Raw genomic sequence first — 26,630 nt, forward strand, 5'->3', positions numbered from 1 at the left:
CAAAATGTGATTCATTAGCCTGCTAACGTTATTAACCCGTTAACACAGTATCTTCGGGGTATTTCAACAGGGAAGGTTCTGGACGGGCTAACATGTACGCCAAAGTCAAAGGACCAATACGCCCTATTACCATCACAACAATCATGATGTACTTGCCCGGTTCAGTTAAGTTTGCTGTTAATCCCGCTGTTAGGCCAACGGTTGCAAAGGCAGAAATCACCTCAAACATCACGCGATCAAACGCTGCCTTTTCAGTAAGCATTAACAAAAACATCGCAGTGGTTAATAACGCCCCACTGACCACAATAATGGCCAAAGACTTTGTTACCGCTTGCCAAGTCACGGTGCGTTTAAACATCACGACATGCTTTTTCTGACGCAAGAATGTCCAAGTTGCGACAAACGCAACCGCAAAGGTCGAGACCTTAATACCACCCCCAGTGGAAGTCGAACCAGCACCAATCAACATTAGTACTATCATCACCAATAATGCCGGTTGCGTATACTGAGACAAGTCCACACTGTTGAAGCCTGCAGTACGAGCACTCGCCGATTGGAAAAAAGCCGCTAACCACTGACCTTGGATAGAAAGACCTTCCATGGTCGCTGAGTTGTTCCTCTCCAATAACCAAAACATCACCGTACCCACCAACAACAAAGTTGGTGTTGCGGTCAGCATGATCTTAGTGTGCAGATGCAAGTGCTGGAAGCCTCTACGCCAGTTACTCGATAAGTCCCCCACTACCGTGAAGCCTAATCCACCAAATATGAATAAACCCGCCAAAGTACAAATCACCAATGGATCATCAACAAAACTCATCATACTGTCTGAGAACAGCGCGAAACCTGCGTTATTGAATGCAGATATAGCGTGAAAGAGTGCATAAAAGCTTCCCGTTGCCCATCCCATTTCTGGAACCCAACGGAAACAGAGCAACACAAACCCAACAAACTCCGCCACCAACGCAAAGATAATGATCTTCTTAACTAATTTACGAAGGTTAATCTTACGATCTTGCCCTAGCGCTTCCTTCGCCAATGCTTGTTGCTTGAGGCTTAATCTAACACCAAACATATAGAGCAGTACTGCAGACAGGGTCATCTGCCCTAAACCGCCGACTTGCATCAAAAACATCAGCAGTATTTTGCCCGCCAGAGTGAAATGTTCACCCGTATCGACAACACCCAAGCCTGTCACACTGATTGCGGATGTGGCAGTAAATAGCGCATCTGTAAAACTAAGTCCGGTTACAGAAAAGACTGGCAGCGTCAACAAGATTGCAGAAGGGATAAGAACACCTAAGAAACTCGTAAGGATAATCTTTGGCTCTGAGCCTTTGCGCGGCTTTTTATCTGTCTTGAGCGTGTAGAAAGTACCTTTTCGTTTCAACGAATTCATACGGTTACCTTATTACCAATTACTTATTATCAGTTACCAATTGCGCAGCTTTCTAGACAAGGTCTCTTTCGGCCCTGCGATGATCACCACATCACCGATTTCTAAACTGATATCCAGTTCAGGTGCTTTGGTTAGGTTCGGGCCGCGCTTGAAGCCAAGTACTTCAACCCCTACCTCTTTGCACAGCTTTAGGTCGCGAAGTTGCTTACCTAAAAACTTTGAGCCAATAACGATTTCTGTCATCGCTAAGCCACTGCCAAGGTCGATAAATTCGAGAACGCGTCTGTCCAGCATCTTACGAGCAACACGAATACCCATATCTCGCTCCGGCATGATGATATGGTCAGCACCAATCTTAGAGAGGATCTTGCCGTGGAACTTATCATTCGCCTTAACCCAAACTGCTTTTGCTCCAGATTCTTTCACCACCAAAGTCGTTAGAATGCTTGAGTTAACGTCAGAGCCTATCGATACCATCACCATATCGTAATCATCGAGTCTTAACTCTTTCACTGTCTCTTCGCTCGTGCAGTTCGCAACAATCGCTTGTGAAACAAAAGCCGCTGCTTCTTTCACTCGCTCTTCATCAATATCGACGGCCAGTACCTGTGCGCCTGAACTTTGCAGCTCTTTGCAAACAGACAGACCAAATCGCCCTAAACCGATAACTGCATATTGTTTGTCGCTCATTTGAAATCCTGTTTAGAAATTTTAATTACACGGGATAGCCAAACCTACATTAGTTTCTATCTCAAAAAAAGTTAGTTCTGCAAGAATAAGGTTATACTATTGTCATAATCGCTTGATTTATAAAGGTAGAGAACAACTCGAGTTTCTGCTAATTTCCAATTCATAATTTCTGCGGCAGCACACACAATGAATGAATTCATAACCCAAGTACAAACCTACATCAACCAGAGCCATAGTGATTGGGCAAACAGCGTCCTATTTATCACTATTGCGAGTTTTCTCGCTTGGGTAGCTTGGCGAATTATCCATAATCGCTTAGAAATTCTGGTTCAGAAAACCCCATTCCACTGGGACGATCTACTGCTAGAAGCACTAAAAACCCCTGTCAGTACGTTACTTTGGTGTTGGCCTGCTACAGTATCTGCCGGGCTCATCCTTCAAGACCAGTTTGGCAATGAAATCAACTGGTTAAAAACGCTTAAACACATATTAATTATCTGTACCTTCGTTTGGTTTACCTTACGAATGATCACTAACACTGAAGCCTATGTCTTAGAGCAAAAAAACAGAGACGAAACCACAGTACAGGCAATTGCGAAAGTCGCTCGCCTGTTCTTTATGGTGATGGGTGGTCTGACTATCATGCAGGCATTTGGGCTCAGCCTATCAGGCTTACTCACCTTTGGTGGTGTTGGTGGCTTGATCGTCGGTTTAGCGGCTAAGGACTTACTCTCGAATTTCTTCGGTGGCATGATGATTTACTTCGACCGCCCTTTTAAAGTCGGTGATTGGATACGCTCTCCCGATCGTCAAATCGAAGGCACTGTCGAACGCATTGGTTGGCGCATGACCATCATTCGCACCTTTGATAAGCGTCCTTTGTACGTGCCGAATTCTGTGTTCAGTAACATTGTGGTCGAGAATCCATCAAGAATGTTGAACCGCAGAATCAATGAGACTTTTGGGCTGCGTTACCAAGATGCAAACAAACTGGCTCTGATTGTGGATGACGTAAAAGCCATGCTTGAAACGCACCCTGACATTGATGCCAAACAGACGCTGATCGTTAACTTTGATAAGTTCGGGCCATCAACGCTCAACTTCTTTATCTACACCTTTACAAAAACGGTCAACTGGGTGAGATACCACGAAGTTAAACAAGATGTCCTGTTGCAAGTGTTAACGATTATTCATAAGCACAATGCAGATATCGCCTTCCCAACACAAACACTCAAGATCGAAGCGCAAGACATCAACGATTCTCAAGGTGTCATGAATTCGAGCCCTGAAGCTCATCGATAAGCCATAAGCGTGGTAACATGGTGTTAGTAACCCTTTACGCCTAATTACCACTTTATGATTTTACCTGTCATTCTAGCTGGCGGCTCCGGAAGCCGCCTCTGGCCATTGTCTCGCGAGCTCTACCCTAAGCAGTTCCTCAACATTGCGGGCGAACAATCAATGCTTCAGCAAACGCTTCAACGCTTGCAAGGTCTTGAGGACTATCTAACGGATAGCAAGTGCGCTGATCCATTCATTATCTGTAATGAAGAACACCGCTTTATTGCGGCTGAACAAGCTCGATCGGCTAACATCCAACATAGTGGTATTCTGCTAGAGCCCGTCGGTCGAAACACGGCTCCAGCCATCGCATTAGCGGCATTACAAGCCTTAGCTAAATCAACCAATAATGAGCAGGATGCATCAGACCCGATTTTATTAGTACTGGCTGCTGATCATCACATCGCTAACACCTCTGAATTCCAACAAGTGATCAGTCGTGGTGTTGATTACGCGAAGCAAGGCAAACTGGTGACATTCGGCATAACACCCAACGCGCCAGAAACGGGTTATGGCTATATCAAACAGGGGAAACCTCTTTCCCCTCTTGTTCAAGCTGAATCACGTATTACAGAGCAGTCAACCCATCACGCCTATGCCATTGATTGCTTTGTTGAAAAACCTGATAAAGTAACTGCAGAAGAATACATACGTTCAGAGCAATACTTGTGGAATAGCGGCATGTTCATGTTTAAGGCATCCAGCTACCTTGGAGAACTCTCTCAACACCGCCCAGATATTTTGACGGCTTGCAAACTCGCTCTTTCAAAGCAAAATACCGACCTCGACTTTATTCGTATCGACGCAGAAGCATTCAAAAATAGCCCAAGTGACTCTATCGATTATGCCGTGATGGAAAAGACCTCGTACGCCGCAGTGATCCCGATGGATGTTGGTTGGAATGATATTGGCTCGTGGTCTGCTATCTGGGATGTCAGTGATAAGGATGAGCACAACAACGTCATTGAAGGCGATGTGTTAACCGTCGACTCTCAACACAACTACATCCATGCGGAGAATAAGCTTGTCGCGACGGTAGGCGTCGAAAACCTCATTATTGTCGAAACCAAAGATGCAATATTGGTTGCGAACAAAGACAAAGTTCAAGGTGTTAAGTCGATTGTTAGCCAACTGAATCAGGCTGGTCGAACGGAGCATGTCCATCATCGCGAGGTGTTTAGGCCTTGGGGTAAATACGACGTGATCGATCTAGGCAGGCGCGACAAAGTGAAACGTATCACCGTAAAAGCGGGTCATCAGCTTTCACTACAGATGCATCACCATAGAGCGGAACATTGGGTAGTAGTGGCAGGGACTGCGAAAGTAACCAACGATGAGAAAACGTATCTCGTCGAAGAAGATCAATCCACTTACATTCCGTTAGGTCATATCCACAGCCTAGAGAACCCTGGAGACTCACCTCTCGAAATGATCGAAGTACAAACCGGTAGTCATTTAAGTGAAGACGATATCATTCGATATCAAGACAGCTATGGGCGAGATGTTCGAAACCAACAAGCTTCTTCGTCTCAGAACAACAAATCGAAATAAAGCGGCGACAATCAAGTGAAACCAACATTAGACCTTAGCTGCTTTAAGAACAACGATATTCGCGGCATCATTGGTGACCAAATCAATGGGCACTTTGCCTACCTGCTCGGCAAGGCATTTGGAGAGTACGTCCTATCTACGACACCTAAAGCCTCATTCGATGGCTTGGCTCAAGTGGTGATTGGTCGTGATAACCGAGAAACGTCCCTTTCATTGCAAGAAGCCATGACCAAAGGCTTAATCGAGTCTGGAATAACCGTCGTTGACCTTGGAATGACAGGGACTGAAGAAGTCTACTTTGCAACTCGCCACCTTGGCGCCATTGGCGGAACCCAAATTACGGCAAGTCATAACCCAATCAATTACAACGGAATGAAATTGGTCGGCTTGGGCGCTAGCCCGATAAGTAAAAACAGTGGGTTAGATGAAATCAAACTACGCATTAAAGTACTGAATCAAGAGCTGAACAGCGACTTATCTATCGGCCATGTACAACCGAATAACTCTAGCCGATCGACCAGCATTCTCGCCCCTTACGTGGATCACCTGCTCACTTATATAAATCCATACAAACTATCACCGATGAAGGTGGTGGTTAACGCTGGAAACGGCGTTGCAGGACATGTCATCAATGCTTTAGAGGAGCGTTTCAACAAACTCAATGTTCCTGTCACCTTCATCAAGGTACACCATGCCCCTGACGGAAAATTTCCTAATGGCATCCCAAACCCATTGATTAAAGAGAACCAAACAGCGACTCGAAATGCAGTCTTAGCGCATTCCGCCGATCTAGGTATTGCTTGGGATGGTGATTTTGACCGCTGTTTTTTCTTTGACGAAAAAGGCAATTACATTGAGGGTTACTATATTGTTGGTTTGCTCGCTGAAGCTTTCTTGCTAAAAGAAGCGGATGCAACCGTATTGCACGATATGCGCATGACATGGAACACGATTGAAGTCGTCAACAAGCTTGGTGGTAAGGCTATTGCAGTCAAAGCTGGGCATGCGCTCATCAAAGAGAAGATGCGAGAGTTAAACGCGGTGTATGGTGGTGAAATGAGTGCGCACCATTATTTTCGTGATTTTGGGTATTGCGATTCAGGAATGATTCCTTGGCTCTTAGTGATTGAACTGATCTGTGAGACTCAACAATCTCTTCATCAATTGACCAGCTCGAGTATGGATAGATTTCCCTCTTCAGGAGAGATAAACCGTAAAGTTTCAGACCCAGAACAAGTCATGGCTTGTGTGTTGTCGCACTATCAAGTTGATGCCGTTGAGATCGATCACACAGATGGGCTCAGCATGAATATGGGCTCGTGGCGCTTCAACTTAAGAAAGTCCAATACAGAGCCGCTGATACGCCTCAACGTGGAAACCAAGCGAGATAGAGCTTTGCTGTCACTCAAAGTCGACGAGTTACTGTCTTTTCTCATTTAAGAGTACAAGGCACTTTCCGTTTACAACTTAGAGCCACAAAAAAGCCCTTACTAGCAACGGCTAATAAGGGCTTTGAATTTTCAGTCGCTTAGTCGCTGACTGTAATTGGTCTATTTGTTGCGGCGAGCTTCAACAGCGTCTGCCAACTGGCGAAGTACTGTTTCAGTATCTTCCCAACCTATACAAGCATCAGTAACAGATTGGCCGTAAGTTGCAGCTTTACCATCAACAAGATCTTGGCGACCTTCAACAAGGTGAGATTCAATCATCACACCAAAGATAGCTTTATCACCACCTGAAATTTGAGCACTAACGTCATCAGATACGTTCATTTGACGCTTAAACTGCTTAGAGCTGTTTGCGTGGCTGAAATCAATCATTACCTTTTGTGGAAGGCCTGACGCTGCTAGTTCTTCTTTAATTTTACCTACATGCTCAGCGCTGTAGTTTGGCTCTTTACCGCCACGTAAAATGATATGACAGTCAGGGTTACCCACTGTTTCAATAATTGCTGAATGTCCGTACTTAGTTACAGATAAGAAGTGGTGCGAAGCACTTGCCGAACGAATAGCGTCTGTTGCGATCTTGATGTTGCCATCAGTACCATTCTTAAAGCCAACTGGGCAAGATAAGCCAGAAGCCAGTTCACGGTGAACTTGAGATTCAGTAGTACGTGCGCCGATTGCACCCCAGCTGATTAGATCTGCTACGTATTGAGGTGTGATCATGTCTAGGAATTCACTTGCTGTAGGCATTCCCATATCAGTTAGGTCAAGCAATAGCTTACGTCCAAGACGAAGACCATCATTTAGCTTGAACGTATCGTTCATGTACGGGTCATTGATTAGGCCTTTCCAACCAACAGTTGTACGTGGCTTTTCAAAGTAAACACGCATTACGATTTCTAGGTTATCGCCTAGTTCGTCGCGTAGCACTTTCAAACGTTTACCATACTCAAGCGCAGCTTCTGTGTCATGAATAGAACATGGGCCAACAATAACAAGCAAGCGGTCGTCGCTTTCTTCTAGAATATTGTGGATCGCTTTGCGGCTTTCAAAGGTTGTAGAAGAAGCAACTTCTGTCGCTGGAAACTTTTCTAAAACAGCAACAGGTGGTAATAACTCTTTTACTTTGTTAATTCTTACATCATCAGTCTGGAACATTGCTTACTTCTTCCTTTTTTCTATCCTTGAGCTGAATGTACGTTGTCTCACGTAACTTTCTATCAGCACTAATCTTCTTGTTCCCTGTAACTTAACTAGTAAAAACTCTAGTTTCAATCACTAATTGAAAATAAACGCAATTTTTTTTGTGTTTTATATTTAAAACACCCTGTATACCATTATTTACACGCTATCGATTGCGTAATTTATGACAGGTTAAGAACGGTTATACTTCAAGCTTCACCATACATGTAAAATTATGCAGAACTTGAAAATAAAAAAGCTCACGTGATTAACGTGAGCTTCTAACTAATTACATTTTTTTCAATGGCTTGACAACGCTATCAAGCCCTTCAATTTTCAATGCCAAACACAGCTTGAGTAAGTCCCCTAACTCACCAGAGGGAAAACCTTTTTTATCGAACCACAGTAAGTATTCCTCCGGCAGATCGATCAATATACGACCAGCGTATTTACCAAATGGCATTTGCATTCTAGCAAGTTTAATCAGGTTCTGTTTCTCTAGCATTACAGGCTCTTTCTAGGCTTTTTCTATTCTTTGTAGAGTATCACCTAAACGCTCAACCCAATAGTTGATTGCATCTTTGGCATCATCCAGTGAATCAATCATTGTCGAGAAGTCTTTATTGCCTGCTTCACGGTCAATGGCTGCAAACAACGGTGTACCCTCTTGAGCATCACTTACCAAGAGCTCAACGCTGGCGCTTCCCACATTGGTGTGCTCTCCGGTCGTGACCTTAGATATGGTAGACATCGCAAGACCAAACGGCAGTACACTACTGGTCACAGCTAAGATGGGGTTGGGTGTTTCAACGTTACTCAAGGCAATGCTTAGACGCAGCGTCTTCCCGGTAGGCTCATCGACAATCGTTTTATGGGGCGATATTTTCTCTTCCAAACGTGCAACCATGTGATCAGTGAGTTCCTGAATGTCTTCCTGCTCTAACGATCCTTCTTCTGCTAGTACAAAAATTTGGTCGATCACCACTGAGTCATACTCATCAAGTTTGGCTTTCAGGCGTTGTGAATCACGTAACCCTATCCTTGCCCATACAAGATCGACGCCTCCATCAGGTCCGACGCTAAAATCTTCATAGCTGGTGAATTTGGTTGCGGTTTTAATTGGGCCGCCTGCACAACCAAACAAAAAGATGCTGGTTGCAACAAGCAAGAGAAGTTTTAAAGGTGTCATAGCGCACTTCGGTTAAATTTATGAATCTAAACAAGTATGCCATACCCTATGTGAAAAGATTGTAGAAAAAGGGGTTAAAACTCAGAGCTATCTCTAAAATTAGTCATGTTGCACAGTGTGTGCATACTCGACAATCACTTGATTACCTTCAATGTAAGCATTTTGAATCTCACCATCTACACTCATTCGGCTTTTCAAATACACCACTTTAGGCCCAGATTGGTTGCCTTCTTTGAGTGAAGGGAACACATTCCTAGGTTCTAGATGAAGTAAACGACAAAAGTGGCTAATAAAAGACATCGTTAATGGCGTCTCGCCTCTCAACACTCTAGAGAAATCAAGCTGGTTCATTCCTAGCTTTTTTGAAAACTCCATCTGCGTAATTCGCATTCTCGATTTTTGTGACATCCAAGTTTGATACAGCGCGTCTCTATCTTGTTCTGTGAATTCCATACTGCTTCCTTTATATAACTTATACCAATCAATTGTCCGGCTTTTCATACATGGCGTGTCAGGGTTTGGTTAGTGGAAATCAAAGGTTTGGTTTTGATATGCGCGCAATTGTCGTATAGAACGAAACACAATCACCAAAATCATTCACAAAAACGATTAGAGCAAATACTTTCTTCATTTATATCAATAATTTATACGTTAACGAACTAAACATATAGCAAGTTAATTTGTATTAAGAATTAAAAGTTCGAGATTAGCATTCCACATTTCAATCGATTGATTCGCATTTATAAAACGGGTTGGCTACATTCCGCTTGCTTAAACGCACTTCTGGCAAACTATTTGAAAGAATAGGACGCAAAGCCACCGGTCTGTCGACAAATATTCTGTCTATGATAGCGGGGCCGCCACTTAATAGGATTTAAGTGTCAATGCATGCCCGAGTGTTCTCTTTTTTTGTCGGCCAAATACAGTAAGGACAAATAATGAAACAACTCCCAAAAAAATCACTCATCGCGCTATCGCTACTTAGCGTAAGCGGTGCAAGCTTCGGTCACGGTTATGTTTCGGCATACGATAATGGCGTAGCAGAAAGCCGTGTCGCGCTATGTAAATTCCCAGCGAGTGATACACAAGAGAAAAACACGAACTGTGGCGGTATCCAATACGAACCACAAAGTGTAGAAGGCCCTGAAGGTTTCCCTGAAGTCGGCCCTGCCGATGGAAAAATCGCCAGTGCGCAATCGTCTTTAGCGGCAGCGCTAGACGAGCAGACTGCAGATCGCTGGGTTAAACGTCCTATCAAGTCGGGATCTCAATATTTTGAGTGGACGTTCACTGCCAACCACGTGACTAACGACTGGAAATACTACATTACTCAACCAGACTGGAACCCAAACCAGCCTTTGGCGCGCAGCTCTTTTGACTTAACGCCATTCTGTGTTGTTGAAGGCAATGGGCAACAACCACCTATGCAAGTAAGCCACTTGTGTAATGTTCCAGAGCGCGAAGGTTATCAAGTGATCCTTGCGGTATGGGACGTAGGTGATACTGCGATGGCTTTCTACAACGTTATCGATGTGAAATTTGATGGCGACGGCCCTATCATTCCTGATTGGGATCAAGGCGGTCAAATCAACCCAACTCAAGATCTAAACGTTGGTGATGCTGTTTACACTCGTGTCTTCGATCAATCGGGTGAGAACGCTTCATACAGCACTGAGCTCGTCATTGAGAGTAACGAGCAAGGCAAAGCAAATAACTGGTCTTACGCGCTTGCCTCTAAGATCAACAAAGAACAAACGCAAATCAAAGCAGGTCAGCTGAATGACCAAGGCGATTTCGCACCCATTTATGGTACGAACCCTGTTTATCTAAAAGCCGGTTCTGGCTTTAATAGCGTCGAGATCGGTTACAAGATTGATACTCCAGAGCCGGAGCATGAGCTAGCAGTGACAGGTCTAGAATCTGAGTACATTATTGATGAAAACCAGCCAACACAGCTTGATCTAACATTAGAAGCAACTGGCGATATTCAAGCAGAACTGACGGTGTACAACCATCACCGCGAAGCACTTGCTTCTCAAAAATCAGAACTGGCAGACGGACAAGTTGAAGATGTTCAACTCACTCTGTCTAAATCGGAGGCTGGCCACCATATGCTTGTGGTTGTGACTAAAGATGACCAAGGTAACTTAGTGGATCAGAACACGCTTGATTTCCACCTAATGGACGAGCAAACACCGCCACCCGCAGGCGATTACGACTTCGTATTTCCTGAGAGCATTGAGTCTTATACAGCAGGTACTAAGGTACTGAGCAGCGATGGTGGCGTTTATCAGTGTAAAGAGTTCCCATACTCTGGTTACTGTGTTCAATGGACTCCAACAGCAACTCAATACGAACCAGGTGTTGGTTCACACTGGCAAGATGCTTGGAACAAAGTGGACTAATTACTAGCCAGTCACTTACTTTCTAGTAGGTACGAGCTAGTAATCAGTAAAACAAAAAACGGATGCCTAGAGCATCCGTTTTCTTATTCAGTAAAAGTAGAAACACCAGTTATCAAAGTAGAAATATCAGCTATCAAAGTAGATAGTGGTCCGCCAGCAAAGCGACAAACAAGAGCATGAGATGATAAATGGAGAATTTAAAAGTCTTCATCGCCATATTAGGCTCGTCACGATATTTAAGTACCCAAGCGTGATAAACAAACCCGCCGTTTAACACCAAAGAAGCACTCAGATATATCCAGCTACTCATGCCAACCAACACCGGCAATATACATACGATGCTAAGCAACAAGGTATAGAGCAGAATGGATGTTTTGGTGTAGGCGATCCCATGCGTCACAGGCAACATCGGGATGTTCACCTTAGCGTATTCATCACGACGATGAATCGCCAACGCCCAAAAGTGCGGAGGCGTCCAGATAAAGATGATCATCACCAACAACCAAGCGTTTGAATGCAGCTCATTGGTGACCGCCGTCCAGCCCAATAACGGAGGCATTGCACCTGCGATCCCTGCAATCACAATGTTTTGCGGCGTAGCCCGCTTCAAGTACATGGTATAAATCACCGCATAGCCTAATAAGCTCGCAAAGGTTAACCAAGCAGTGAGTTGATTAACCCACACCACTAATGTGACAAAGCCAAGCAAACCAATGCCAGCAGCAAAGCCGAACACACGCACACTGCTGAGTTCTCCTGACGGCAATGGACGTCGGTTTGTGCGAGTCATTTGCCCATCGATCTTTTTGTCGATCAAATGGTTAAATGCCGCTGCCGAGCCTGCCATCAACCCTATTCCGATCATTCCAAACAGAGTTTGCTGTAAAGGTAATCCGTTAGGCACCGCTAAACACATACCAACCAGTGCCGTCAGCAACATCAAAGCCACTACCTTGGGTTTGGTCAGCGTTAAATAGACCTTCCAAGTAGCTTTGTTTTTCGAGGCCAGCTCATTTTTTAGAGCACTTTCTCCGTTGGTTGCTATCTCTTGGCTGACAGTTATCTCTTGACTGGCAGCGAGATCTTGACTTAAAGCTGCGCCTTGAACCACCACTCCATGTTGTGTTGATGTTCTAGTGACCATGATTACCTCCTTGTAATACATCGTTCTTCATCAAGTACTCACTCGGTTGACGTTGCCAAACCACAAAGTTTGTAACAACCATGGTGACAAGTAACAGAGCAGCCACCAAATTATGCAAAACGGCTACCGAGATCGGTAGGTGAAACCATACATTGCTGATCCCCAAACTGACCTGTGCAAACAACACTATCGCCAAAGTGACAGCCAGCTTTCTTTGCGGTCCTTTTTCAAGCTTCCAAAGCTGATAAACAATCATCAACACCGTAAGTGTGGCAGCGATAGCCCCGAACCTGTGCATGACATGTATAGTTAATCGCGCGGGATATTCCAACACACCAAACTCATAGTTATCATGGCCGTGTTGAGCAAAATCAAAGGCATTCTTGAAATCTAAATAGCTCATCCAGTTACCTTCACAAATAGGTAATTGGGTACACATCAGAGCGGCATAATTAGACGATGTCCACCCACCAAGTAATATCTGACCAATCACAACGATTAATCCAAACAATGCCCAAGCTTTAAGAGATGAATGGGAAATGGATTCACTAAAGTGATGTTGGACATTAGACAGGCGACAATAGAGTAAACAGAGCAGCGACAGCAGCGTGAACCCGCCCATAAGGTGTGCCATCACCACAACAGGCATCAGCTTTAGAGTAACCGTCCACATACCTAACAGGGCCTGAAAAATCACAGTGGCGGAGATAAGCAAAGGAAGTCCAACAGAGGTAATGTTCTTTTTGATGCACCAAGCAACAACAACGAAGATAAACAATCCAAGTGAGCCAGCAAAGTAACGATGTATCATCTCTATCCATGCTTTATCTGCTTCAAGAGCTCGTTCCGGGAATTGGAGGTTGGCTTCACTGATTGCCGCAGTATTCGATGGTACGGACAAATTACCGTAACATCCTGGCCAATCAGGGCAGCCAAGACCAGCATCCGACAAACGAGTATAAGCACCGAGCACAATAACAGTGAGTGTAAGTAAAATAGTCAGCCTCATGATTACCATGAGTAATTTGGGCGCTCCATTTTGCATCGCTTATCTCCCTATTTCGAATCGCTGACAACACATCATCACTGATTAACCTACACGTGATAATTTGAGTAACTTCCTTAGATCGTGGATCATCCCTTTGGATTGGCTAACTAATTGAGACGGTTCAGAAACGCTCTTATACTCCATAACAAGCTGGCCCAGTGGGTCAATAATCACAATCGATGCAGGAGCAAACTCAGCTCTCAGTTGGTCTCCACCAGCAAGAAACTCCAAGTCAGGCTTGTTAATGGTTCCCTTCAAAGAAACGCCCTCAGCCACAAAAACCACCGCCGTGACTCGCTCTTTGTTCTTACCTAAAGCCAAGTAACTCTGATTAAGGTAGTGTAATTGTTGTTCACATAGGCTTTCGCATTCAGTCGGGGCGATATATCCGACCAACCAACCTTCTTCAGCCACAGGCAACGTGATACCAACATCTTCCAAGGTCATCCTTGGCTCAACAAGTTCTCCGGAATTGGTGACGCCTGCTGTGTACCAATGCTGCTCCAGCACGGTTTTAGCAATAATGGCAGGTAAAGCAAAAATCAGAATCAGTCCTATCAACATCACACGACCTTTCGAGCGACGCTTCTGCAATAACCGCGTCTCTTCTTCTGTTTTGCTTAAAGCTTGAGGTTTATCCATGTTAGTCCCCTACCTTGGGTGTCCCTTTCATATACCGATAACCAATTAACACCATCAAAAACAGCAATACCCCTGCCATTACGAACCATTGAACTGAGTAACCAAAATGCTTTTCAGATTTCATTGCCGTTGGCCGCCATAGAAACTCATAAGGCCATGAATCTAAGTTCTGCGGTTGAAAAACAAAGGGCATAACTTCTTGTTTACTGTATTGAGATAGCTCTTCGATATTAAGATTCTGAATGCGCTTAGGTGTCGTTTCCTCTAGACCTAATGTTTGACTCAGAGGGTTAATCGACCGTGTGTACAAACGCCCAGACATCGCGGTTGGTAATACAATGTCGCCTAACTTCGGTAACTCTCTTCTGTCATTACTCGCCGCAACAAACCCAAGATCGATCAGAATCCGTTTATCTGCACCTTGCGACTGAATATTGCCCAGCATGTAAATCACATAACCAACGACACCTTGATTGATCTGATTATCTAACAAGAAGACCAAACCGCTTTGTGCTGCCAGAGTGATGTTGACCTTTTGCCCATTCCAAATCTGACGGGTTAAATCGACTTGAGTTTGTGTGCTTCCCCGCTGCCAATCGCTGATCACTAACTCTAAATCCTTGGGCGATTGCTGAGCTCTTTCTAACAATTGCTGTTCATAGCTTAGTTTCTCGTTACCTCGGTCTAACTGCCACAAACCTAACTTGATTAAAATGCCGACTGAAACCACAGTTAAAACAACCGCTACCCAAAAACCTTTACTGCGGAACTTGTGTTCATCATCAATCAATCGGTTTGGAGTTATCACTATGGCGTCATCTACCTTTGTGTTGTTATTTAAAGTTGTATTGGTCGCTTTGCTGTTTTTCATCGCTTTCAACTTGATGAAAGGTCTAATCCAAATCGCCTCAGGTAAACACAACGGAAAAAGACTGAGTCACTTCTTAGGTCGCCGTGTAATGTTGTCTGCCATAGTGGTGCTGTTACTTCTGCTTGCTTTGGCTTCTGGGGTCATCACTCCTAGCCCTCGTCCTTATTAATTCGGCTTACGCTCAGTGATCATCAGATTCGTGTTGTCACTAAAGCACGTACACAAACACGAACAGACCTAACCAAACCACATCAACAAAGTGCCAATACCAACTGCCCGCTTGGAACGCAAAATGGTCTTTCGGAGTGAAATGGTCTTTCGCAACTCTCATCAGTAACACAATCAAAAAGATCGTACCTAAACAGACATGTAAACCATGGAATCCAGTCAATAAGAAGAAAGTGTTGCCGTAGATTCCGGATTGAAGTGTTAGCCCCATCTCTTGATAAGCATGAACATACTCTTCAACTTGGAAGAACAGGAAGAACCCAGCCAGCACAATCGTGATTTCTAGCCATACGATCAATGCCATACGTTTATTTTGTTCAAGACTGATATGTGCCATGTGCAGCGTCACAGAGGAAAACAACAGAATAATGGTGTTCTTGAGAGGGATACCTTGCCAAGGCATGGCTTGGGTCGTGACGCCATCAGGGGTGGTTGTTAAAGGCCAAATAGATTGGAACATCGGCCACAACACCTCATGGGTCATCTCGTTGTTTCCTGCCCCACCAATCCATGGCACAGAAATCATCCGAGCGTAGAAAAGCGCACCAAAGAAAGCGCCGAAGAACATGATTTCAGAGAAAACAAACCAACTCATACCCTGTCTAAAGGAACGTGATATCTGCTCAGAATAGAGCCCACTCAACGATTCCGTGATGACGTTACTAAACCAACCGGCAAGCATATACAGCAGCACACCAAAGCCAACAAACAGCACCGCTTTCCCAAACACACCACTAGCAGAGTCGGTCTCCATGTGTTGAACCGTTAAGCCCGCGCCAACCGCGACAAGAAACAGAGCAATAGCCCCGACCAGAGGCCAGTGACTTTGATGTGGAACGAAATAAACTTCCTTTTTAGAACTCATCGCTCAACTCCTTATGTTGATACTGGTTCTGTAAATCCCTAATTACTTGCGAGTGTCTCAGCTTGAGGCTGACTCTTGTTCAAGCCAACATCACTCGTGATATTAAACAAGGTGTAAGAGAGAGTAAGCGTATGAATCGATTCTGGGATCTCAGGTTCGATGTAGAAGATCAGCCCCATCTCTGCGCTCTTGTGTCCGTCCAGAGGCTGCTGGTTAAAGCAGAAGCACTCCATTTTATTAAAATATGTCGCCCCATTTCCGGGAGACACCGATGGCACCGCTTGCCCAACTAACGAAAGACCTGATAAGTTTTTCGCAATGTAATTCGTTTGAACCACTTCCCCAGGGTGAACCTCTATCACTCGAGTTTCAGGCACAAACTGCCAAGGCATATCTGGCTTGATGTGGGACATGAACTCTACTCGAACCGTGCGAGAATAATCAGGTTGCATTCCTTGAGGCTGAACCGCTGAAACCGTGTTGGTTTTCCCGTTGATCCCCAAGGCTTCACACATCACGTCATACAGAGGAACCAGAGCGAAACCAAAGCCAAACATGCCAATCACACTCAGCACCAAGTAGCCCGTCAATTTCTTTATCGAGCGTTTAGGTAATGGCTGGTTATTGCTGTCTTGTTGGTGGTTTTTGTTATCGCTCATACGCCTTCCCCTTAATCAATTTTAGGTGGATGAGTAAAGGTGTGATGAGGCGCTGGGCTTGGTACAGTCCACTCAAGGCCTTCCGCTCTGTCCCATGGTTTGCTTGGTGCAGGCTCTCCGCCTCTGACACATTTGATCGCCAACCATAGGAAAATCAATTGCGATAAACCAAAGGCGAAGCCACCAATCGAAACGACTTGGTTAACGTCAGCAAACTGAATCGCGTAGTCAGGGATTCGGCGAGGCATGCCCGCTAAACCTAAAAAGTGCATAGGGAAGAAAAGTACATTGACCGATATGACTGATGTCCAGAAATGCCACAAGCTGAGTTTGTGGTCGTACATATGCCCAGTCCATTTCGGCAGCCAATAATAAGCTGCAGCCATGATGGAGAACACAGCCCCCGTCACCAACACATAATGGAAGTGAGCCACCACAAAGTAAGTATCGTGATATTGGAAATCAGCAGGTACGATAGCGAGCATAAGTCCCGATAGCCCACCAATTGTAAACAGAACAATAAAGGCAATCGCAAACAGCATTGGGGTTTCAAACGTCAAAGCTCCTCGCCACATCGTAGCCACCCAGTTGAATACTTTCACACCGGTCGGCACCGCAATCAGCATGGTGCAATACATGAAAAACAACTCTGCAAATACCGGCATTCCAGTGGTAAACATGTGGTGCGCCCAAACCAAGAACGACAGCAATGCGATACTACAAGTCGCGTACACCATCGAGTGGTAACCAAACAGACGCTTGCCACTGAATGCAGGAATGATCGCAGAGATGATACCGAACGAGGGCAAAATCATGATGTACACTTCGGGGTGTCCAAAGAACCAGAAGATGTGCTGGAACATCACAGGATCCCCACCACCCGCAGCATCAAAGAAGCTTGTTCCAAAGTATTTATCGGTTAATACCATTGTGACCGCGCCCGCCAGCACGGGCATGACGGCGATAAGCAAGAAAGCCGTAATTAACCAAGTCCACACGAACATAGGAAGCTTGAACCAAGTCATTCCCGGCGCGCGCATATTCACGATGGTGACGATTACGTTAATCGCCCCCATGATCGAACTGATCCCCATAATATGAACGGAGAAAACAAATAGAGCAGTGCTATCTGGGCCGTAAGTTGTGGAAAGCGGCGCGTAGAATGTCCAACCAAAGTTCGGCCCCCCCCCTTCCGTAAACAAAGAGCCAATCAAGATCAAAAACGCAAAAGGCAGGATCCAAAAACTCAGGTTATTCATACGGGGCAACGCCATATCCGGCGCGCCAATCATCATCGGGATCATCCAGTTAGCCAAACCCGTAAATGCAGGCATCACGGCACCAAATACCATGATCAAACCGTGTACCGTGGTCATTTGGTTAAAGAAGTCTGGTTCAACGAGCTGCAACCCCGGTTGGAATAGCTCAGCGCGGATCACCATCGCCATCGCGCCGCCCGTTAAAAACATCGCAAAGCTAAACCAAAGGTAAAGGGTACCTATATCTTTATGGTTGGTTGAGTACAACCAGCGAGCCCAACCTTTTGGTGCCGCGTGAGAGTCATGATCATCAATGATAGTATCGGTGTCACCTAAAACGCCTTCGCTTATATGGCTCAACGTTTGCTCGTCAGCGGGAGCCGATTTTACAGGTTTATCGATTGGTGAACTCATAACTGCTCCTTTGCATCACTTTGTGCTTCATCCGTTGAGCTTTCTGTTCCGCCTGACTGTTTAACCTTGTAAGCGTTAATATCTGAAGCCTGAACAACGTCACCAGTATCATTACCCCAAGCGTTTCTTTGGTACGTTACAACCGCTGCAATTTCTTTCTCTGTTAACTGGTTATCGAATGCTTGCATCGCCGTGCCTCCACGACCATAGACGATGGTATCGATATGGACATCAACATCACCAAGCGCAACAGGACTTCCTTTGATGGCAGGAAATGCCCCAGGGATACCTTCACCGTTCACTTGGTGACAAACCGCGCATCGAGTTTTATAAACGTCTTCACCTAATACATTCAACTCGTCTAAAGAAAGTGACGCGTCTAATGCATCTTTCGCCGCTTGCTGTGCGGTTAATTGCAACTCTTTCTGCTCAGCTAACCATGAATCGAATTCTTGCTCTTCCATTGCATGTACCACAATCGGCATGAATCCGTGCGCCCGACCACACAACTCCGCACACTGGCCTCTGTATACACCCGGTTCATCTATTTTGGTCCACGCCTCATTAATAAAGCCGGGAACCGTATCTTTCTTAACCGCAAACGCTGGCACCCACCACGAGTGAATAACATCGTCTGATGTCATCAAGAAGCGGACTTTGCGATTAATCGGCAATACCAATGGCTTGTCTACTTCAAGTAGATAATGAGCGCCTTTGGCCTCTATGCCTTCAATCTCTTTATCGCTGGTTGCAAGTAAGCTAAAGAACTCAACATCTTCACCAAAATAGCTGTAATGCCATTTCCATTGTGAGCCAGTAATTTTGATTGTTAGGTCTGATTGAGAGGTGTCTTCCATCGCTATCAAGGTTTTCGTTGCCGGAATGGCCATAGCGATAAGAATAATGATGGGGATGACGGTCCAAAGAATTTCTACTTTCGTACTTTCGTGGAAATGGGCAGCAACCGCGCCCTTCGACTTTCGATGCCTAAGAATGGAATAGAACATGACGCCAAATACAATGAACGCTATCGCGCAACAGATGTAGAAGATCAACATATGAAGTTCATACACCTGACCGCTAATATCTGTCACCCCACGCGTCATGTTGTATTCGCTACTTGCGCTGACTAGAGGGGAAACAAAAGCGACAACAAAACTATTCAACAGCAACGCTAGCCTGACCAGTAATCTCTTCAAAAGATCTCTCCTCATCCATCCTAATTGGATACTTGCGACCTATGTGTCGTTGTTTGCCTAACGACACTCATTGTTAATCCGACTACACATCAAAGGCTGAATCCCAAGCTACGCATTACTTAACGCTTTAACCTTAATTCGTCAGTTCGCATCACAAAACTATACGAACTTATACGGTTCAAAAACGTTCAAGGTTTTAACCAAAGATTCAAATACGACGAAATTGTTAGTTTTTGTTATATTTATGTAAAAGGCTAGTTAGTGATATCCAATTGTTCAAGGTAAGTTTACTTACTAAACAGTCAATTATTTGAAGTCGCTTGACCCATAAGCCCTTCCTCTTCCCTTGCTGTTGGAATTTATTTTAAATTGAGTTTTACGATTGCCTTAATAGAAATAATAATCAATATCATTTAATTTAAAGCAACAGTAAGTCATCCCGACATTAAAAGGTTTAGTGATTATGCAAGATGCTATGAACTGGTTAGCGAGAGATCCAGATCCAAGAACTCGTGAAGAGCTTCAACATCTCATCGATAAGAAAATGCACGCCGAGCTCCAAGATCGTTTTACACAACGATTAGAATTCGGTACTGCAGGCCTGCGCGGCAAAGTAGGATGCGGCCCAAATAGAATGAACCGCTTGGTGATACAAGAAACGGCGACAGGGCTTGGCCATTACTTAATTGAACATGTAGCCAATGCAGCGATTCGTGGTGTGGTGGTTGGTTATGACGGACGTCTGGATTCTAAACAATTCGCCATCGATACCGCTTCAGTACTGACGGCTTTAGGAATTAAGGTTTATTTGACCGCGAACGTGGCGGCAACACCGATTGTTGCCTTTGGTATTGAACACTTCAACGCAGCCGCCGCTGTCGTTGTGACAGCCAGCCACAACCCACCTGAATATAATGGGTTTAAGGTCTATTGGGAGAATGGTGCTCAAATCATTCCACCACACGATGCGGGCATCGCCGATGAGATTGACGTCGCGTCAACCAAACCAATCCCACTAATCAGCCTCAGTGACGCTGAAAAGCAAGGGAACTTAGTTTGGTTAACCGAGGGTTACTATCAAACCTATCGCGCTGCGATAAATCAAAGCCCTTATGTACGTAACGACATCGATTCAGCGCATACGACCGTGACCTATACGGCCATGCATGGTGTCGGTGCACAAATGGCAGAAGATCTTCTGCACGATGGTGGATTCCATAAAGTATTCAGCGTGGCGGAACAACGAGAGCCCGATGGTCACTTCCCGACGGTTAACTTCCCCAACCCAGAAGAAAAAGGCGCGATGGATCTCGTCGTCAATTTAGCGAAAAGTGTCGATGCCGACATCGCTTGCGCCAACGATCCGGATGCAGACCGATTTGCCGTTGCGGTTAGAACCGATGATACAGTTAGAACTGATGAAGCCTCATACAAGATGCTGACTGGCGATCAAGTCGGTGTGTTATTTGCTCATTACTTGCTATCGAAGCCTCATACAAAAAACCAATTAGTTGGCAACAGTATTGTCTCTTCGACCTTACTCGAAAAAGTCGCCAACTCTCATGGTGCTACCTACTTCCAAACACTGACTGGCTTTAAATGGTTAGCGAATATCGGGATGCAGTTGGAAGATGAGGATAATGAATTCTTGTTTGCCTATGAGGAAGCGCTGGGCTACACAATTGGTACTCAAGTGCGCGACAAAGACGGGCTTTCTGCGCTGGTAGTATTTGCTCAACTGGTTGAAGAGTTAAAGTCTCAAGGTCGAACCGTTTGGGATCTTCTGGCTCAAATTTCGTTGGAACATGGTGTCCATACCAATGCTCAGCGCAGTATCGCTCTTGATCCGGATTCACCGTCGATAGGTTCAAAACTTAGATCGGCACAACCTAAAACCATTGGTGGCGTAACTGTCTCGGTAATTGAAGATCTGCAATCTTCTTTGCGATACATCGTTGGTGGCGATACAGAAACCATTAACTTGCCAACGAGTGACGTATTGATTTATCACTTGGAGGATGGTTCTCGAATTATCGTTCGACCTTCTGGCACAGAACCAAAAGTAAAAGTCTATTATGAGACGGTGACAAAGTTTGAGGGTTCAGAAACGTACGATGAAGCTCGTCAACGTGGAGAAGAGTATACAAATAACTTGATTGAACAACACCAGCAAGAACTCAGTGCTTAAGCGTACAGTTCAGTTCAGTGTGAAGCTTATATCTGCTGAAATAAACTAGCCGGTGAAACATACAAACCATCAAAACAAAAATGGACGCTCATTAGCGTCCATTTTTCGTTTTATTTACACTGCAACTAGCCGATAAAAGAAGACAGCATCCAAATAGCTAAAACGATGAATACAGCGCCCATCACCTTTTGTTGATACGTACGAAACTTTGCGTTTTCCACAAGAGATTTACCAACCGTGCCCACTAAAGCAACCAACAAGAAATTGAATGTCAAACCAAGAACATTCAACAGCAAGCCCAGCATCAACATCTGCTCACCTGACGTAGCTTCAATATTGGTAGACACAAACTGAGGTAAGAACATCACAAAGAAAATCAGAGCCTTAGGGTTAAGTAAGTTACTAATCAATGCTCTTTGGTAGTAGGTTTTCGCAGCGGAGTTATCACTGAGTTCAGGCGCATTCCCCTGCTCGGTTCGCAGGCAATCCCAACCCATTTTTAACAGATAAGCACCACCCAACAAGTTCAGGGCTTTTAAGGCAATAGGACTCATGGCAATCAACGCTGACACGCCCATAGCTGCCAATACAGTCAGAATAATCCCTGAGGTTGCATTGCCTAGGCTTGCAAACACACCGACTTTTCGGCCATAACTCATGCTAGAGCTGGCAATAAGCAGCATATCTGGGCCAGGTAAAAGAAGAAGTGCAACAACGGCAGTAAGGTAGACAGGCAATATAGCTAAATCGATCATGGGTTTCAGTATTGATAAAAACGGAGTCGGATTTTATATCAATTACCAACACCCTTCCAGATGCAATCAGTTGTCATGAGTGAATTATTTCGAATTAAACACCACCAATCAACAATAAAGCCAATTTATTAACTTTGGAAATTAGGCTAATTAGCTCGCTACCCACTCAATTTCAATCAATGTAACTTCACCGCACTTTAGGCGACCAAGGAATATATCACCTCGATGAACTTCACCAACGCCCTTAGGAGTGCCCGTCATCACTACATCACCGTCTAGCAGCGTAGTGTAAGAAGATAACTCTTCGAGGATAGTTTGAGGAGCATAAAGCATTTGTTCAACATGCCCTTTTTGCACACGGACACAGTTGATAAATAGCTCTAGATTTAAATCCGAGAGATCCAAGTTAGTGGTGGGAACAAAACGACTTAGAACAGCCGAACCGTCGAAGGCTTTGGCTCTCTCCCAAGGTAAACCTTTGGCTTTCAAAGTACTTTGCAGTTCACGCTTAGTCAGGTCTAAACCTAACCCTACTGCGGAGTATTCACCATTTTCAACAATGAAACAGATTTCAGCTTCGTAATGCAGAGCTTCTTGGTGGAAGGAACTTAGAGAGGAGGTGACGCTCGTACTCGGTTTGTTGAAAACAACCATAGCATCAGGGATAGCATTGTTGAGTTCTTCAATATGATCCACGTAATTGCGCCCAACACATAATACTTTTGTTGGTACTGCCGTTCGTTTGGAGTTCATCAACTGTTCTTGATCTACAACGCTGCTCATAGTTTATCCCTGAACTATTTTAAGGAGTTCAGAGTTTAACGCATCATAAAGACAGAATCTTTGACAAGATGGTAGCGAAGTTCAAATTTCTGATCTTGAGCTCAATTTGTTGATTTGGCTAATTTTAGACAGTTTTCGATGCCATGAGCATCTAACACTTGAAGGGAGAAACCACTAGTTTCGAACAACTCGATAAATTGAGAGTTCTAATCACAGGATTGTATTTATTGCATTGATTGTATTTTACGTAGAACAGAACGAAAAATGCCCTCTCCAATCGAAAGATCAGAGAGGGCTTAGCATGGTGTCTAGGACAGTATCCTAAAAGGTAAACTTAAGGAGTAAACACTATGCTAAATAAGTCTGCGACTTATAGGTAGTAACGAGCACCCATTAACCATTGGTCGTCAGCTTTTTCTTTGTAAACGCCAGAACCTTGTAGGTCGAATTGGTAACCAGCAAAGCCTACGAACTGAGACGTAAAGTTGTATTCAGCTTGTAGAGCAGTTGTAGCAAACACTGTTTCGCTCATCTTGTCATCTTCTACCGCTTCATAGTTAACGCTTAGGTTAAGGCTGTTAGATAGAGCGTAAGAAGCTAGTAATTCAACTGCAACTGACTCTTCAAGAATCTGACCGTTACCAGAGTTCATGTAGTTGTTCATTGCGTATACGCCAGCAAGGTAAAGACCTTCAGCGCCGTATGAACCGTAAGTTGCACTTAGAACATTAGAATCAGCAGTTTTTGAACCAGATACGCCAACATAATCAACGTCACCTGTGTTGTATGCATAGTTAACTGTAAAGTCAGCAATTGCGTAGTTCAAAGCGATTTGACCACGGTTACCGTATTCATTCAAACCGTCAGCTTTACGACCTTGCCACGCAACAGCTGCGCTTAGAGAACCAGCGTTGCCGAAGTCGATAGCGTTGCCGTAACTCACCATTTCTTCGCCACGACCAGTACCTAGATTACCGTGATCTTCGTAGATGAAGTCGTTCGCGAATGCGATTGGCATATCTGCTACGCCAGCAACATTGTAGTAAGGTGCCCATTGAGTACCTACTGCTGCACGACCGTAATCGTCGTGAGAAAGACCAATGTAGCCAAGACGAGTTGTGAATGACTCATCACCGCCGTCAAGCATGTTTAGCGCCCATTCACCTTTAGCATCAGCAGTAAAGCCGTTACCAAGCTCATGAGTTGCACCGAAGTTGATACGTGGAGAAACAGACTCAACACCAATATCATCACTACCTAGACGGTCGCCACTGTTTACATCACCAACCGCAACTGACACGTGACCGCCAACAGAGAATGTTGTGCCGTCTTCGTTATAAAGTTCTACTGCAACTGCCTGTGTACCAAATACCGCACCAGAAATTGCTAGCGCTAAAAGTTTCTTATTCATTGTCATATCCATTATGTAACTGGGTGAGTTATTCACTAACAACCTCCGTGCTTTAGGGAGAAGTTGTTACCTGCGTTTAACAAGTAGGAAAACACTAATCTATGAATGTCGAAAAAGTTGCATTAAAATATATAAAATAACAAAAACAATACTATAAAAAACAAAAATACATTTCAAAACAAATGCTTAAATTAATTAAAATGGTGATTTTTTGTGTTTTATTTACATCCATAAAAATGATTTTTTGTTTTTAAAGTCATAATAAGAGCATTAAAAGTCAAATTAAAAATAGACTCATCAGACCATCAAATAAGCCTCAGTGGAAAATGAAACATCTTGTAACATTCAGAGCCCACTGGAAATCTTTAAAGGCGTGAAATAAACCTCCTATTTCGAATGCAAAGTAGACCTTTGTGTACCCAGACAAATGCTGGATACAAAAAAGGGTAATCAGCCAAAGACCAATTACCCTAATGAATCACTTAACTTGTTGTTTTATTAAACGGGTTTATTTAAAGCAAACCTCGGCCCAACGCGCCAAACCTGCCGTTACCGAACCAAAATAGTTTCCACTTACGATTGGCACATTCGGCACCGCTTGCTCTACAGCTTCACGCAGTATTGGAGAACGAGCAGAACCACCCGTCATATAGATAACGTCTGGTTTTTTCTGGCCTTGTTGGATTGCTTCTTTCACCAACTCAATCATTTTTGATTTCGGAGTTTCGATAGCATCCACCATCTGCTCAACTGAGATATCGACTTCTACTAGCTCAGAGGCTACATTAATCGCAGCTCGATACTGAGCACACTCCGCCAACGCAATCTTAGCTTCTTCCGCTCTGCGCACGATGCTGTAGCCTAACGTGTCGTGATAAACCTTCATTAAGCGATCTAACTTTTGAGGTTCTGACGCTTCTTTACGAAGTAACTTCAGAGCTGCAAGGTTTTCTCGAGAATAGAAGTTCTTCTGAGCTTCAACGTTATTGATTGCGATCGGATTCCAGAATTGAGTCAATGGCATATCAATACCAGAGATCCCTTTACTGCCGATGCCAAAAGGTGACATCAATTGTTTGAAAGCAAGATAGATATCGAGGTCATTACCACCAACTCGCTGGCCACTGTGTGCCAATAGACTCTGAGTTCGATCCGATTTACCCAACCACGTAGGTCCCATTTCAAGTAATGAGCAATCCGTCGTACCACCACCAATATCGACAACTAAGACGGTTTGGTCTTGAGTCAGTGTGCTTTCATAATCAAGCCCCGCCGCAACCGGTTCAAACTGAAACGCGATATCTTGAAAGCCCGCACGCTTAGCTGCGCGAGACAAGATATGTTCAGCTTGTCTGTTTGCTTCTTCTCCGCCACGACCGTGGAAGTTGATTGGTCGGCCGATAACGGCTTGTTTGATCTGCTCTTGAGTCGTCAGCTCAGCTTGATTTTTAATATTCGCCATCATGGCACATACTAAATCTTCGAAGAAGCTCACCTGAACATCATGTAAGCCGCTAGCACCAAGGAAAGACTTAGGAGACTTAACGTAATAAACGTCACGAGGGTCTTCTAAATAGAGGTTCAACGCTGCCTGACCAAATGCCATGTCTTCCGGCACCAAGTCGATACTCTCTTCACGGTTCAATGCAATCGCGCGACGTAACACCTGTTCACCGATAGCATCACTGGGCTTGATGTTTAAGTGGCGAAATAGATGCTCAGAAACGCTTTCTCTAGTCGGTGCAAACACGGTTGAGGGAATATAATGACTCTTACCTTCTAGCGGCAACAAGCTAGGCTCTCCATTAACCATAGCTGCAACGGAACAGTTAGCTGTTCCATAATCAAATCCAATAAACATAATATCCCCCACTCAACAAAAGGGGCGAGATGCTACATGAAAAGCCTAAAAATTACGAGGTCATTTCTAAATTTAACTGAGTAATTTCTTAGCCTAACGGC

The 26,630-nt window shown here is 44.4% G+C and carries 24 protein-coding genes and 1 riboswitch; of the genes, 6 read left to right on the plus strand and 18 right to left on the minus strand.

The genetic code is table 11. The features are described 5' to 3' along the window. Positions 1 to 31 precede the first annotated feature (31 nt). Together OW495_RS03690 and OW495_RS03695 are read right to left on the minus strand one after the other, a co-directional pair. Complete coding sequence (locus OW495_RS03690; protein WP_102513478.1) at positions 32 to 1,399, minus strand: TrkH family potassium uptake protein; 1,368 nt, start codon at positions 1,397 to 1,399, stop codon at positions 32 to 34. A 33-nt stretch (positions 1,400 to 1,432) separates the two neighbouring features. Continuing rightward, positions 1,433 to 2,089, minus strand: coding sequence for a TrkA family potassium uptake protein (locus OW495_RS03695; RefSeq protein WP_102282026.1), 657 nt, complete (start codon positions 2,087 to 2,089; stop codon positions 1,433 to 1,435). Between the two features lie 186 nt (positions 2,090 to 2,275). Here OW495_RS03695 and OW495_RS03700 point away from each other — a divergent pair, with 186 nt between their 5' ends. The 3 genes from OW495_RS03700 to OW495_RS03710 are packed head-to-tail and all read left to right on the plus strand — an operon-like array spanning position 2,276 to position 6,421. Continuing rightward, positions 2,276 to 3,391: a mechanosensitive ion channel family protein gene (locus OW495_RS03700; RefSeq protein ID WP_102513477.1), complete on the plus strand. Its 1,116-nt coding sequence runs from the start codon at positions 2,276 to 2,278 to the stop codon at positions 3,389 to 3,391. 54 nt (positions 3,392 to 3,445) lie between these two features. Continuing rightward, on the plus strand, positions 3,446 to 4,981 hold the full coding sequence (locus OW495_RS03705; protein WP_102513476.1) for a mannose-1-phosphate guanylyltransferase/mannose-6-phosphate isomerase: 1,536 nt from the start codon (positions 3,446 to 3,448) through the stop codon (positions 4,979 to 4,981). Between the two features lie 15 nt (positions 4,982 to 4,996). Beyond that, on the plus strand, positions 4,997 to 6,421 hold the full coding sequence (locus OW495_RS03710; protein WP_102513475.1) for a phosphomannomutase CpsG: 1,425 nt from the start codon (positions 4,997 to 4,999) through the stop codon (positions 6,419 to 6,421). Between the two features lie 110 nt (positions 6,422 to 6,531). Here OW495_RS03710 and aroG read toward each other — a convergent pair whose 3' ends face one another. From aroG to OW495_RS03730, 4 genes are all read right to left on the minus strand, one after another. Further along, positions 6,532 to 7,584, minus strand: coding sequence for a 3-deoxy-7-phosphoheptulonate synthase AroG (gene aroG, locus OW495_RS03715; RefSeq protein WP_017106233.1), 1,053 nt, complete (start codon positions 7,582 to 7,584; stop codon positions 6,532 to 6,534). Positions 7,585 to 7,897: 313 nt separating this feature from the next. Further along, positions 7,898 to 8,113 (minus strand): DUF3820 family protein, encoded by a 216-nt coding sequence (locus OW495_RS03720; RefSeq protein WP_065105375.1) that lies wholly within the window; start codon positions 8,111 to 8,113, stop codon positions 7,898 to 7,900. Between the two features lie 12 nt (positions 8,114 to 8,125). Next, positions 8,126 to 8,797 (minus strand): DUF3313 domain-containing protein, encoded by a 672-nt coding sequence (locus OW495_RS03725; RefSeq protein WP_102513474.1) that lies wholly within the window; start codon positions 8,795 to 8,797, stop codon positions 8,126 to 8,128. 99 nt (positions 8,798 to 8,896) lie between these two features. Beyond that, the gene (locus tag OW495_RS03730; RefSeq protein WP_017106235.1) at positions 8,897 to 9,250 is read right to left on the minus strand and encodes a hypothetical protein; all 354 of its coding nucleotides are present in this window, start codon (positions 9,248 to 9,250) and stop codon (positions 8,897 to 8,899) included. 322 nt (positions 9,251 to 9,572) lie between these two features. Then, a riboswitch (cyclic di-GMP riboswitch) is annotated at positions 9,573 to 9,662 on the plus strand. A gap of 73 nt (positions 9,663 to 9,735) precedes the next feature. On the opposite strand from OW495_RS03730, the gene gbpA reads away from it, so the two are divergent. Continuing rightward, entirely contained in the window at positions 9,736 to 11,202 is a 1,467-nt protein-coding gene (gene gbpA / locus OW495_RS03735; RefSeq protein ID WP_065112754.1) for an N-acetylglucosamine-binding protein GbpA, read from the plus strand. A 133-nt stretch (positions 11,203 to 11,335) separates the two neighbouring features. Here gbpA and cyoE read toward each other — a convergent pair whose 3' ends face one another. From cyoE to OW495_RS03755, 4 genes are read right to left on the minus strand one after another with little or no spacing between them, the layout of a single operon-like run. Then, positions 11,336 to 12,346, minus strand: coding sequence for a heme o synthase (gene cyoE / locus OW495_RS03740; RefSeq protein WP_102513473.1), 1,011 nt, complete (start codon positions 12,344 to 12,346; stop codon positions 11,336 to 11,338). Beyond that, positions 12,336 to 13,391, minus strand: a complete 1,056-nt coding sequence (locus tag OW495_RS03745; protein WP_102513472.1) for a COX15/CtaA family protein — start codon at positions 13,389 to 13,391, stop codon at positions 12,336 to 12,338. Before OW495_RS03745 ends, cyoE begins: the two co-directional genes overlap by 11 nt. A 45-nt stretch (positions 13,392 to 13,436) precedes the next feature. Further along, positions 13,437 to 14,036: a hypothetical protein gene (locus OW495_RS03750; protein ID WP_102513471.1), complete on the minus strand. Its 600-nt coding sequence runs from the start codon at positions 14,034 to 14,036 to the stop codon at positions 13,437 to 13,439. A gap of 1 nt (position 14,037) precedes the next feature. Then, positions 14,038 to 14,907 (minus strand): SURF1 family protein, encoded by an 870-nt coding sequence (locus OW495_RS03755; protein ID WP_241910155.1) that lies wholly within the window; start codon positions 14,905 to 14,907, stop codon positions 14,038 to 14,040. Between OW495_RS03755 and OW495_RS03760 the strand changes: the two genes are divergently transcribed. After that, complete coding sequence (locus OW495_RS03760) at positions 14,846 to 15,076, plus strand: DUF2909 family protein (protein WP_102513469.1); 231 nt, start codon at positions 14,846 to 14,848, stop codon at positions 15,074 to 15,076. The two genes, OW495_RS03755 and OW495_RS03760, sit on opposite strands and share 62 nt — an antisense overlap. Before the next feature lie 39 nt (positions 15,077 to 15,115). On the opposite strand, the gene OW495_RS03765 is transcribed toward OW495_RS03760, so the two are convergent. The 4 genes from OW495_RS03765 to coxB are packed head-to-tail and all read right to left on the minus strand — an operon-like array spanning position 15,116 to position 19,531. Beyond that, positions 15,116 to 16,000 carry a cytochrome c oxidase subunit 3 gene (locus tag OW495_RS03765; RefSeq protein ID WP_102513468.1) on the minus strand — a complete coding sequence of 295 codons (885 nt, stop codon included), beginning with the start codon at positions 15,998 to 16,000 and terminating at the stop codon, positions 15,116 to 15,118. A 38-nt stretch (positions 16,001 to 16,038) separates the two neighbouring features. After that, complete coding sequence (locus OW495_RS03770) at positions 16,039 to 16,659, minus strand: cytochrome c oxidase assembly protein (protein ID WP_102513467.1); 621 nt, start codon at positions 16,657 to 16,659, stop codon at positions 16,039 to 16,041. Between the two features lie 11 nt (positions 16,660 to 16,670). Then, on the minus strand, positions 16,671 to 18,332 hold the full coding sequence (gene ctaD, locus OW495_RS03775) for a cytochrome c oxidase subunit I (RefSeq protein ID WP_102513466.1): 1,662 nt from the start codon (positions 18,330 to 18,332) through the stop codon (positions 16,671 to 16,673). Continuing rightward, on the minus strand, positions 18,329 to 19,531 hold the full coding sequence (gene coxB, locus OW495_RS03780) for a cytochrome c oxidase subunit II (protein ID WP_102513465.1): 1,203 nt from the start codon (positions 19,529 to 19,531) through the stop codon (positions 18,329 to 18,331). The genes ctaD and coxB overlap by 4 nt, the downstream gene beginning before the upstream one ends. A gap of 463 nt (positions 19,532 to 19,994) precedes the next feature. On the opposite strand from coxB, the gene OW495_RS03785 reads away from it, so the two are divergent. After that, a complete protein-coding gene (locus OW495_RS03785) occupies positions 19,995 to 21,719 on the plus strand; it encodes a phospho-sugar mutase (RefSeq protein ID WP_102513464.1) in 1,725 nt (574 codons plus the stop codon). A gap of 125 nt (positions 21,720 to 21,844) precedes the next feature. On the opposite strand, the gene OW495_RS03790 is transcribed toward OW495_RS03785, so the two are convergent. The 4 genes from OW495_RS03790 to yegD all read right to left on the minus strand — a co-directional run bounded on the left by OW495_RS03790 (position 21,845) and on the right by yegD (position 26,529). Continuing rightward, positions 21,845 to 22,474, minus strand: a complete 630-nt coding sequence (locus tag OW495_RS03790) for a LysE family translocator (RefSeq protein ID WP_017105314.1) — start codon at positions 22,472 to 22,474, stop codon at positions 21,845 to 21,847. A gap of 150 nt (positions 22,475 to 22,624) precedes the next feature. Then, on the minus strand, positions 22,625 to 23,257 hold the full coding sequence (locus OW495_RS03795) for a fumarylacetoacetate hydrolase family protein (RefSeq protein ID WP_102360953.1): 633 nt from the start codon (positions 23,255 to 23,257) through the stop codon (positions 22,625 to 22,627). A gap of 370 nt (positions 23,258 to 23,627) precedes the next feature. Further along, positions 23,628 to 24,668 (minus strand): porin, encoded by a 1,041-nt coding sequence (locus OW495_RS03800; protein ID WP_102282044.1) that lies wholly within the window; start codon positions 24,666 to 24,668, stop codon positions 23,628 to 23,630. 508 nt (positions 24,669 to 25,176) lie between these two features. Next, positions 25,177 to 26,529: a molecular chaperone gene (yegD, locus tag OW495_RS03805; RefSeq protein WP_102326839.1), complete on the minus strand. Its 1,353-nt coding sequence runs from the start codon at positions 26,527 to 26,529 to the stop codon at positions 25,177 to 25,179. Positions 26,530 to 26,630: the final 101 nt, after the last annotated feature.

The organism is Vibrio sp. 14N.309.X.WAT.E.F5, assembly GCF_030397615.1.
GTDB classification, from domain to species: domain Bacteria; phylum Pseudomonadota; class Gammaproteobacteria; order Enterobacterales; family Vibrionaceae; genus Vibrio; species Vibrio lentus.

Bases quoted from the DNA above. Each gene is read 5' to 3' on its own strand.
- OW495_RS03785 (WP_102513464.1), top strand. From the start codon at position 19,995: ATGCAAGATGCTATGAACTGGTTAGCGAGAGATCCAGATCCAAGAACT.
- gbpA (WP_065112754.1), top strand. From the start codon at position 9,736: ATGAAACAACTCCCAAAAAAATCACTCATCGCGCTATCGCTACTTAGC.
- OW495_RS03755 (WP_241910155.1), bottom strand. From the start codon at position 14,907: ATGAAAAACAGCAAAGCGACCAATACAACTTTAAATAACAACACAAAG.
- OW495_RS03730 (WP_017106235.1), bottom strand. From the start codon at position 9,250: ATGGAATTCACAGAACAAGATAGAGACGCGCTGTATCAAACTTGGATG.
- OW495_RS03795 (WP_102360953.1), bottom strand. From the start codon at position 23,257: ATGAGCAGCGTTGTAGATCAAGAACAGTTGATGAACTCCAAACGAACG.
- OW495_RS03720 (WP_065105375.1), bottom strand. From the start codon at position 8,113: ATGCTAGAGAAACAGAACCTGATTAAACTTGCTAGAATGCAAATGCCA.
- OW495_RS03770 (WP_102513467.1), bottom strand. From the start codon at position 16,659: ATGAGCGATAACAAAAACCACCAACAAGACAGCAATAACCAGCCATTA.
- yegD (WP_102326839.1), bottom strand. From the start codon at position 26,529: ATGTTTATTGGATTTGATTATGGAACAGCTAACTGTTCCGTTGCAGCT.
- OW495_RS03745 (WP_102513472.1), bottom strand. From the start codon at position 13,391: ATGCAAAATGGAGCGCCCAAATTACTCATGGTAATCATGAGGCTGACT.
- OW495_RS03790 (WP_017105314.1), bottom strand. From the start codon at position 22,474: ATGATCGATTTAGCTATATTGCCTGTCTACCTTACTGCCGTTGTTGCA.
- OW495_RS03700 (WP_102513477.1), top strand. From the start codon at position 2,276: ATGAATGAATTCATAACCCAAGTACAAACCTACATCAACCAGAGCCAT.
- OW495_RS03695 (WP_102282026.1), bottom strand. From the start codon at position 2,089: ATGAGCGACAAACAATATGCAGTTATCGGTTTAGGGCGATTTGGTCTG.
- OW495_RS03725 (WP_102513474.1), bottom strand. From the start codon at position 8,797: ATGACACCTTTAAAACTTCTCTTGCTTGTTGCAACCAGCATCTTTTTG.
- ctaD (WP_102513466.1), bottom strand. From the start codon at position 18,332: ATGAGTTCACCAATCGATAAACCTGTAAAATCGGCTCCCGCTGACGAG.
- OW495_RS03760 (WP_102513469.1), top strand. From the start codon at position 14,846: ATGGCGTCATCTACCTTTGTGTTGTTATTTAAAGTTGTATTGGTCGCT.
- OW495_RS03800 (WP_102282044.1), bottom strand. From the start codon at position 24,668: ATGAATAAGAAACTTTTAGCGCTAGCAATTTCTGGTGCGGTATTTGGT.
- aroG (WP_017106233.1), bottom strand. From the start codon at position 7,584: ATGTTCCAGACTGATGATGTAAGAATTAACAAAGTAAAAGAGTTATTA.
- OW495_RS03705 (WP_102513476.1), top strand. From the start codon at position 3,446: ATGATTTTACCTGTCATTCTAGCTGGCGGCTCCGGAAGCCGCCTCTGG.
- OW495_RS03750 (WP_102513471.1), bottom strand. From the start codon at position 14,036: ATGGATAAACCTCAAGCTTTAAGCAAAACAGAAGAAGAGACGCGGTTA.
- OW495_RS03765 (WP_102513468.1), bottom strand. From the start codon at position 16,000: ATGAGTTCTAAAAAGGAAGTTTATTTCGTTCCACATCAAAGTCACTGG.
- OW495_RS03690 (WP_102513478.1), bottom strand. From the start codon at position 1,399: ATGAATTCGTTGAAACGAAAAGGTACTTTCTACACGCTCAAGACAGAT.
- cyoE (WP_102513473.1), bottom strand. From the start codon at position 12,346: ATGGTCACTAGAACATCAACACAACATGGAGTGGTGGTTCAAGGCGCA.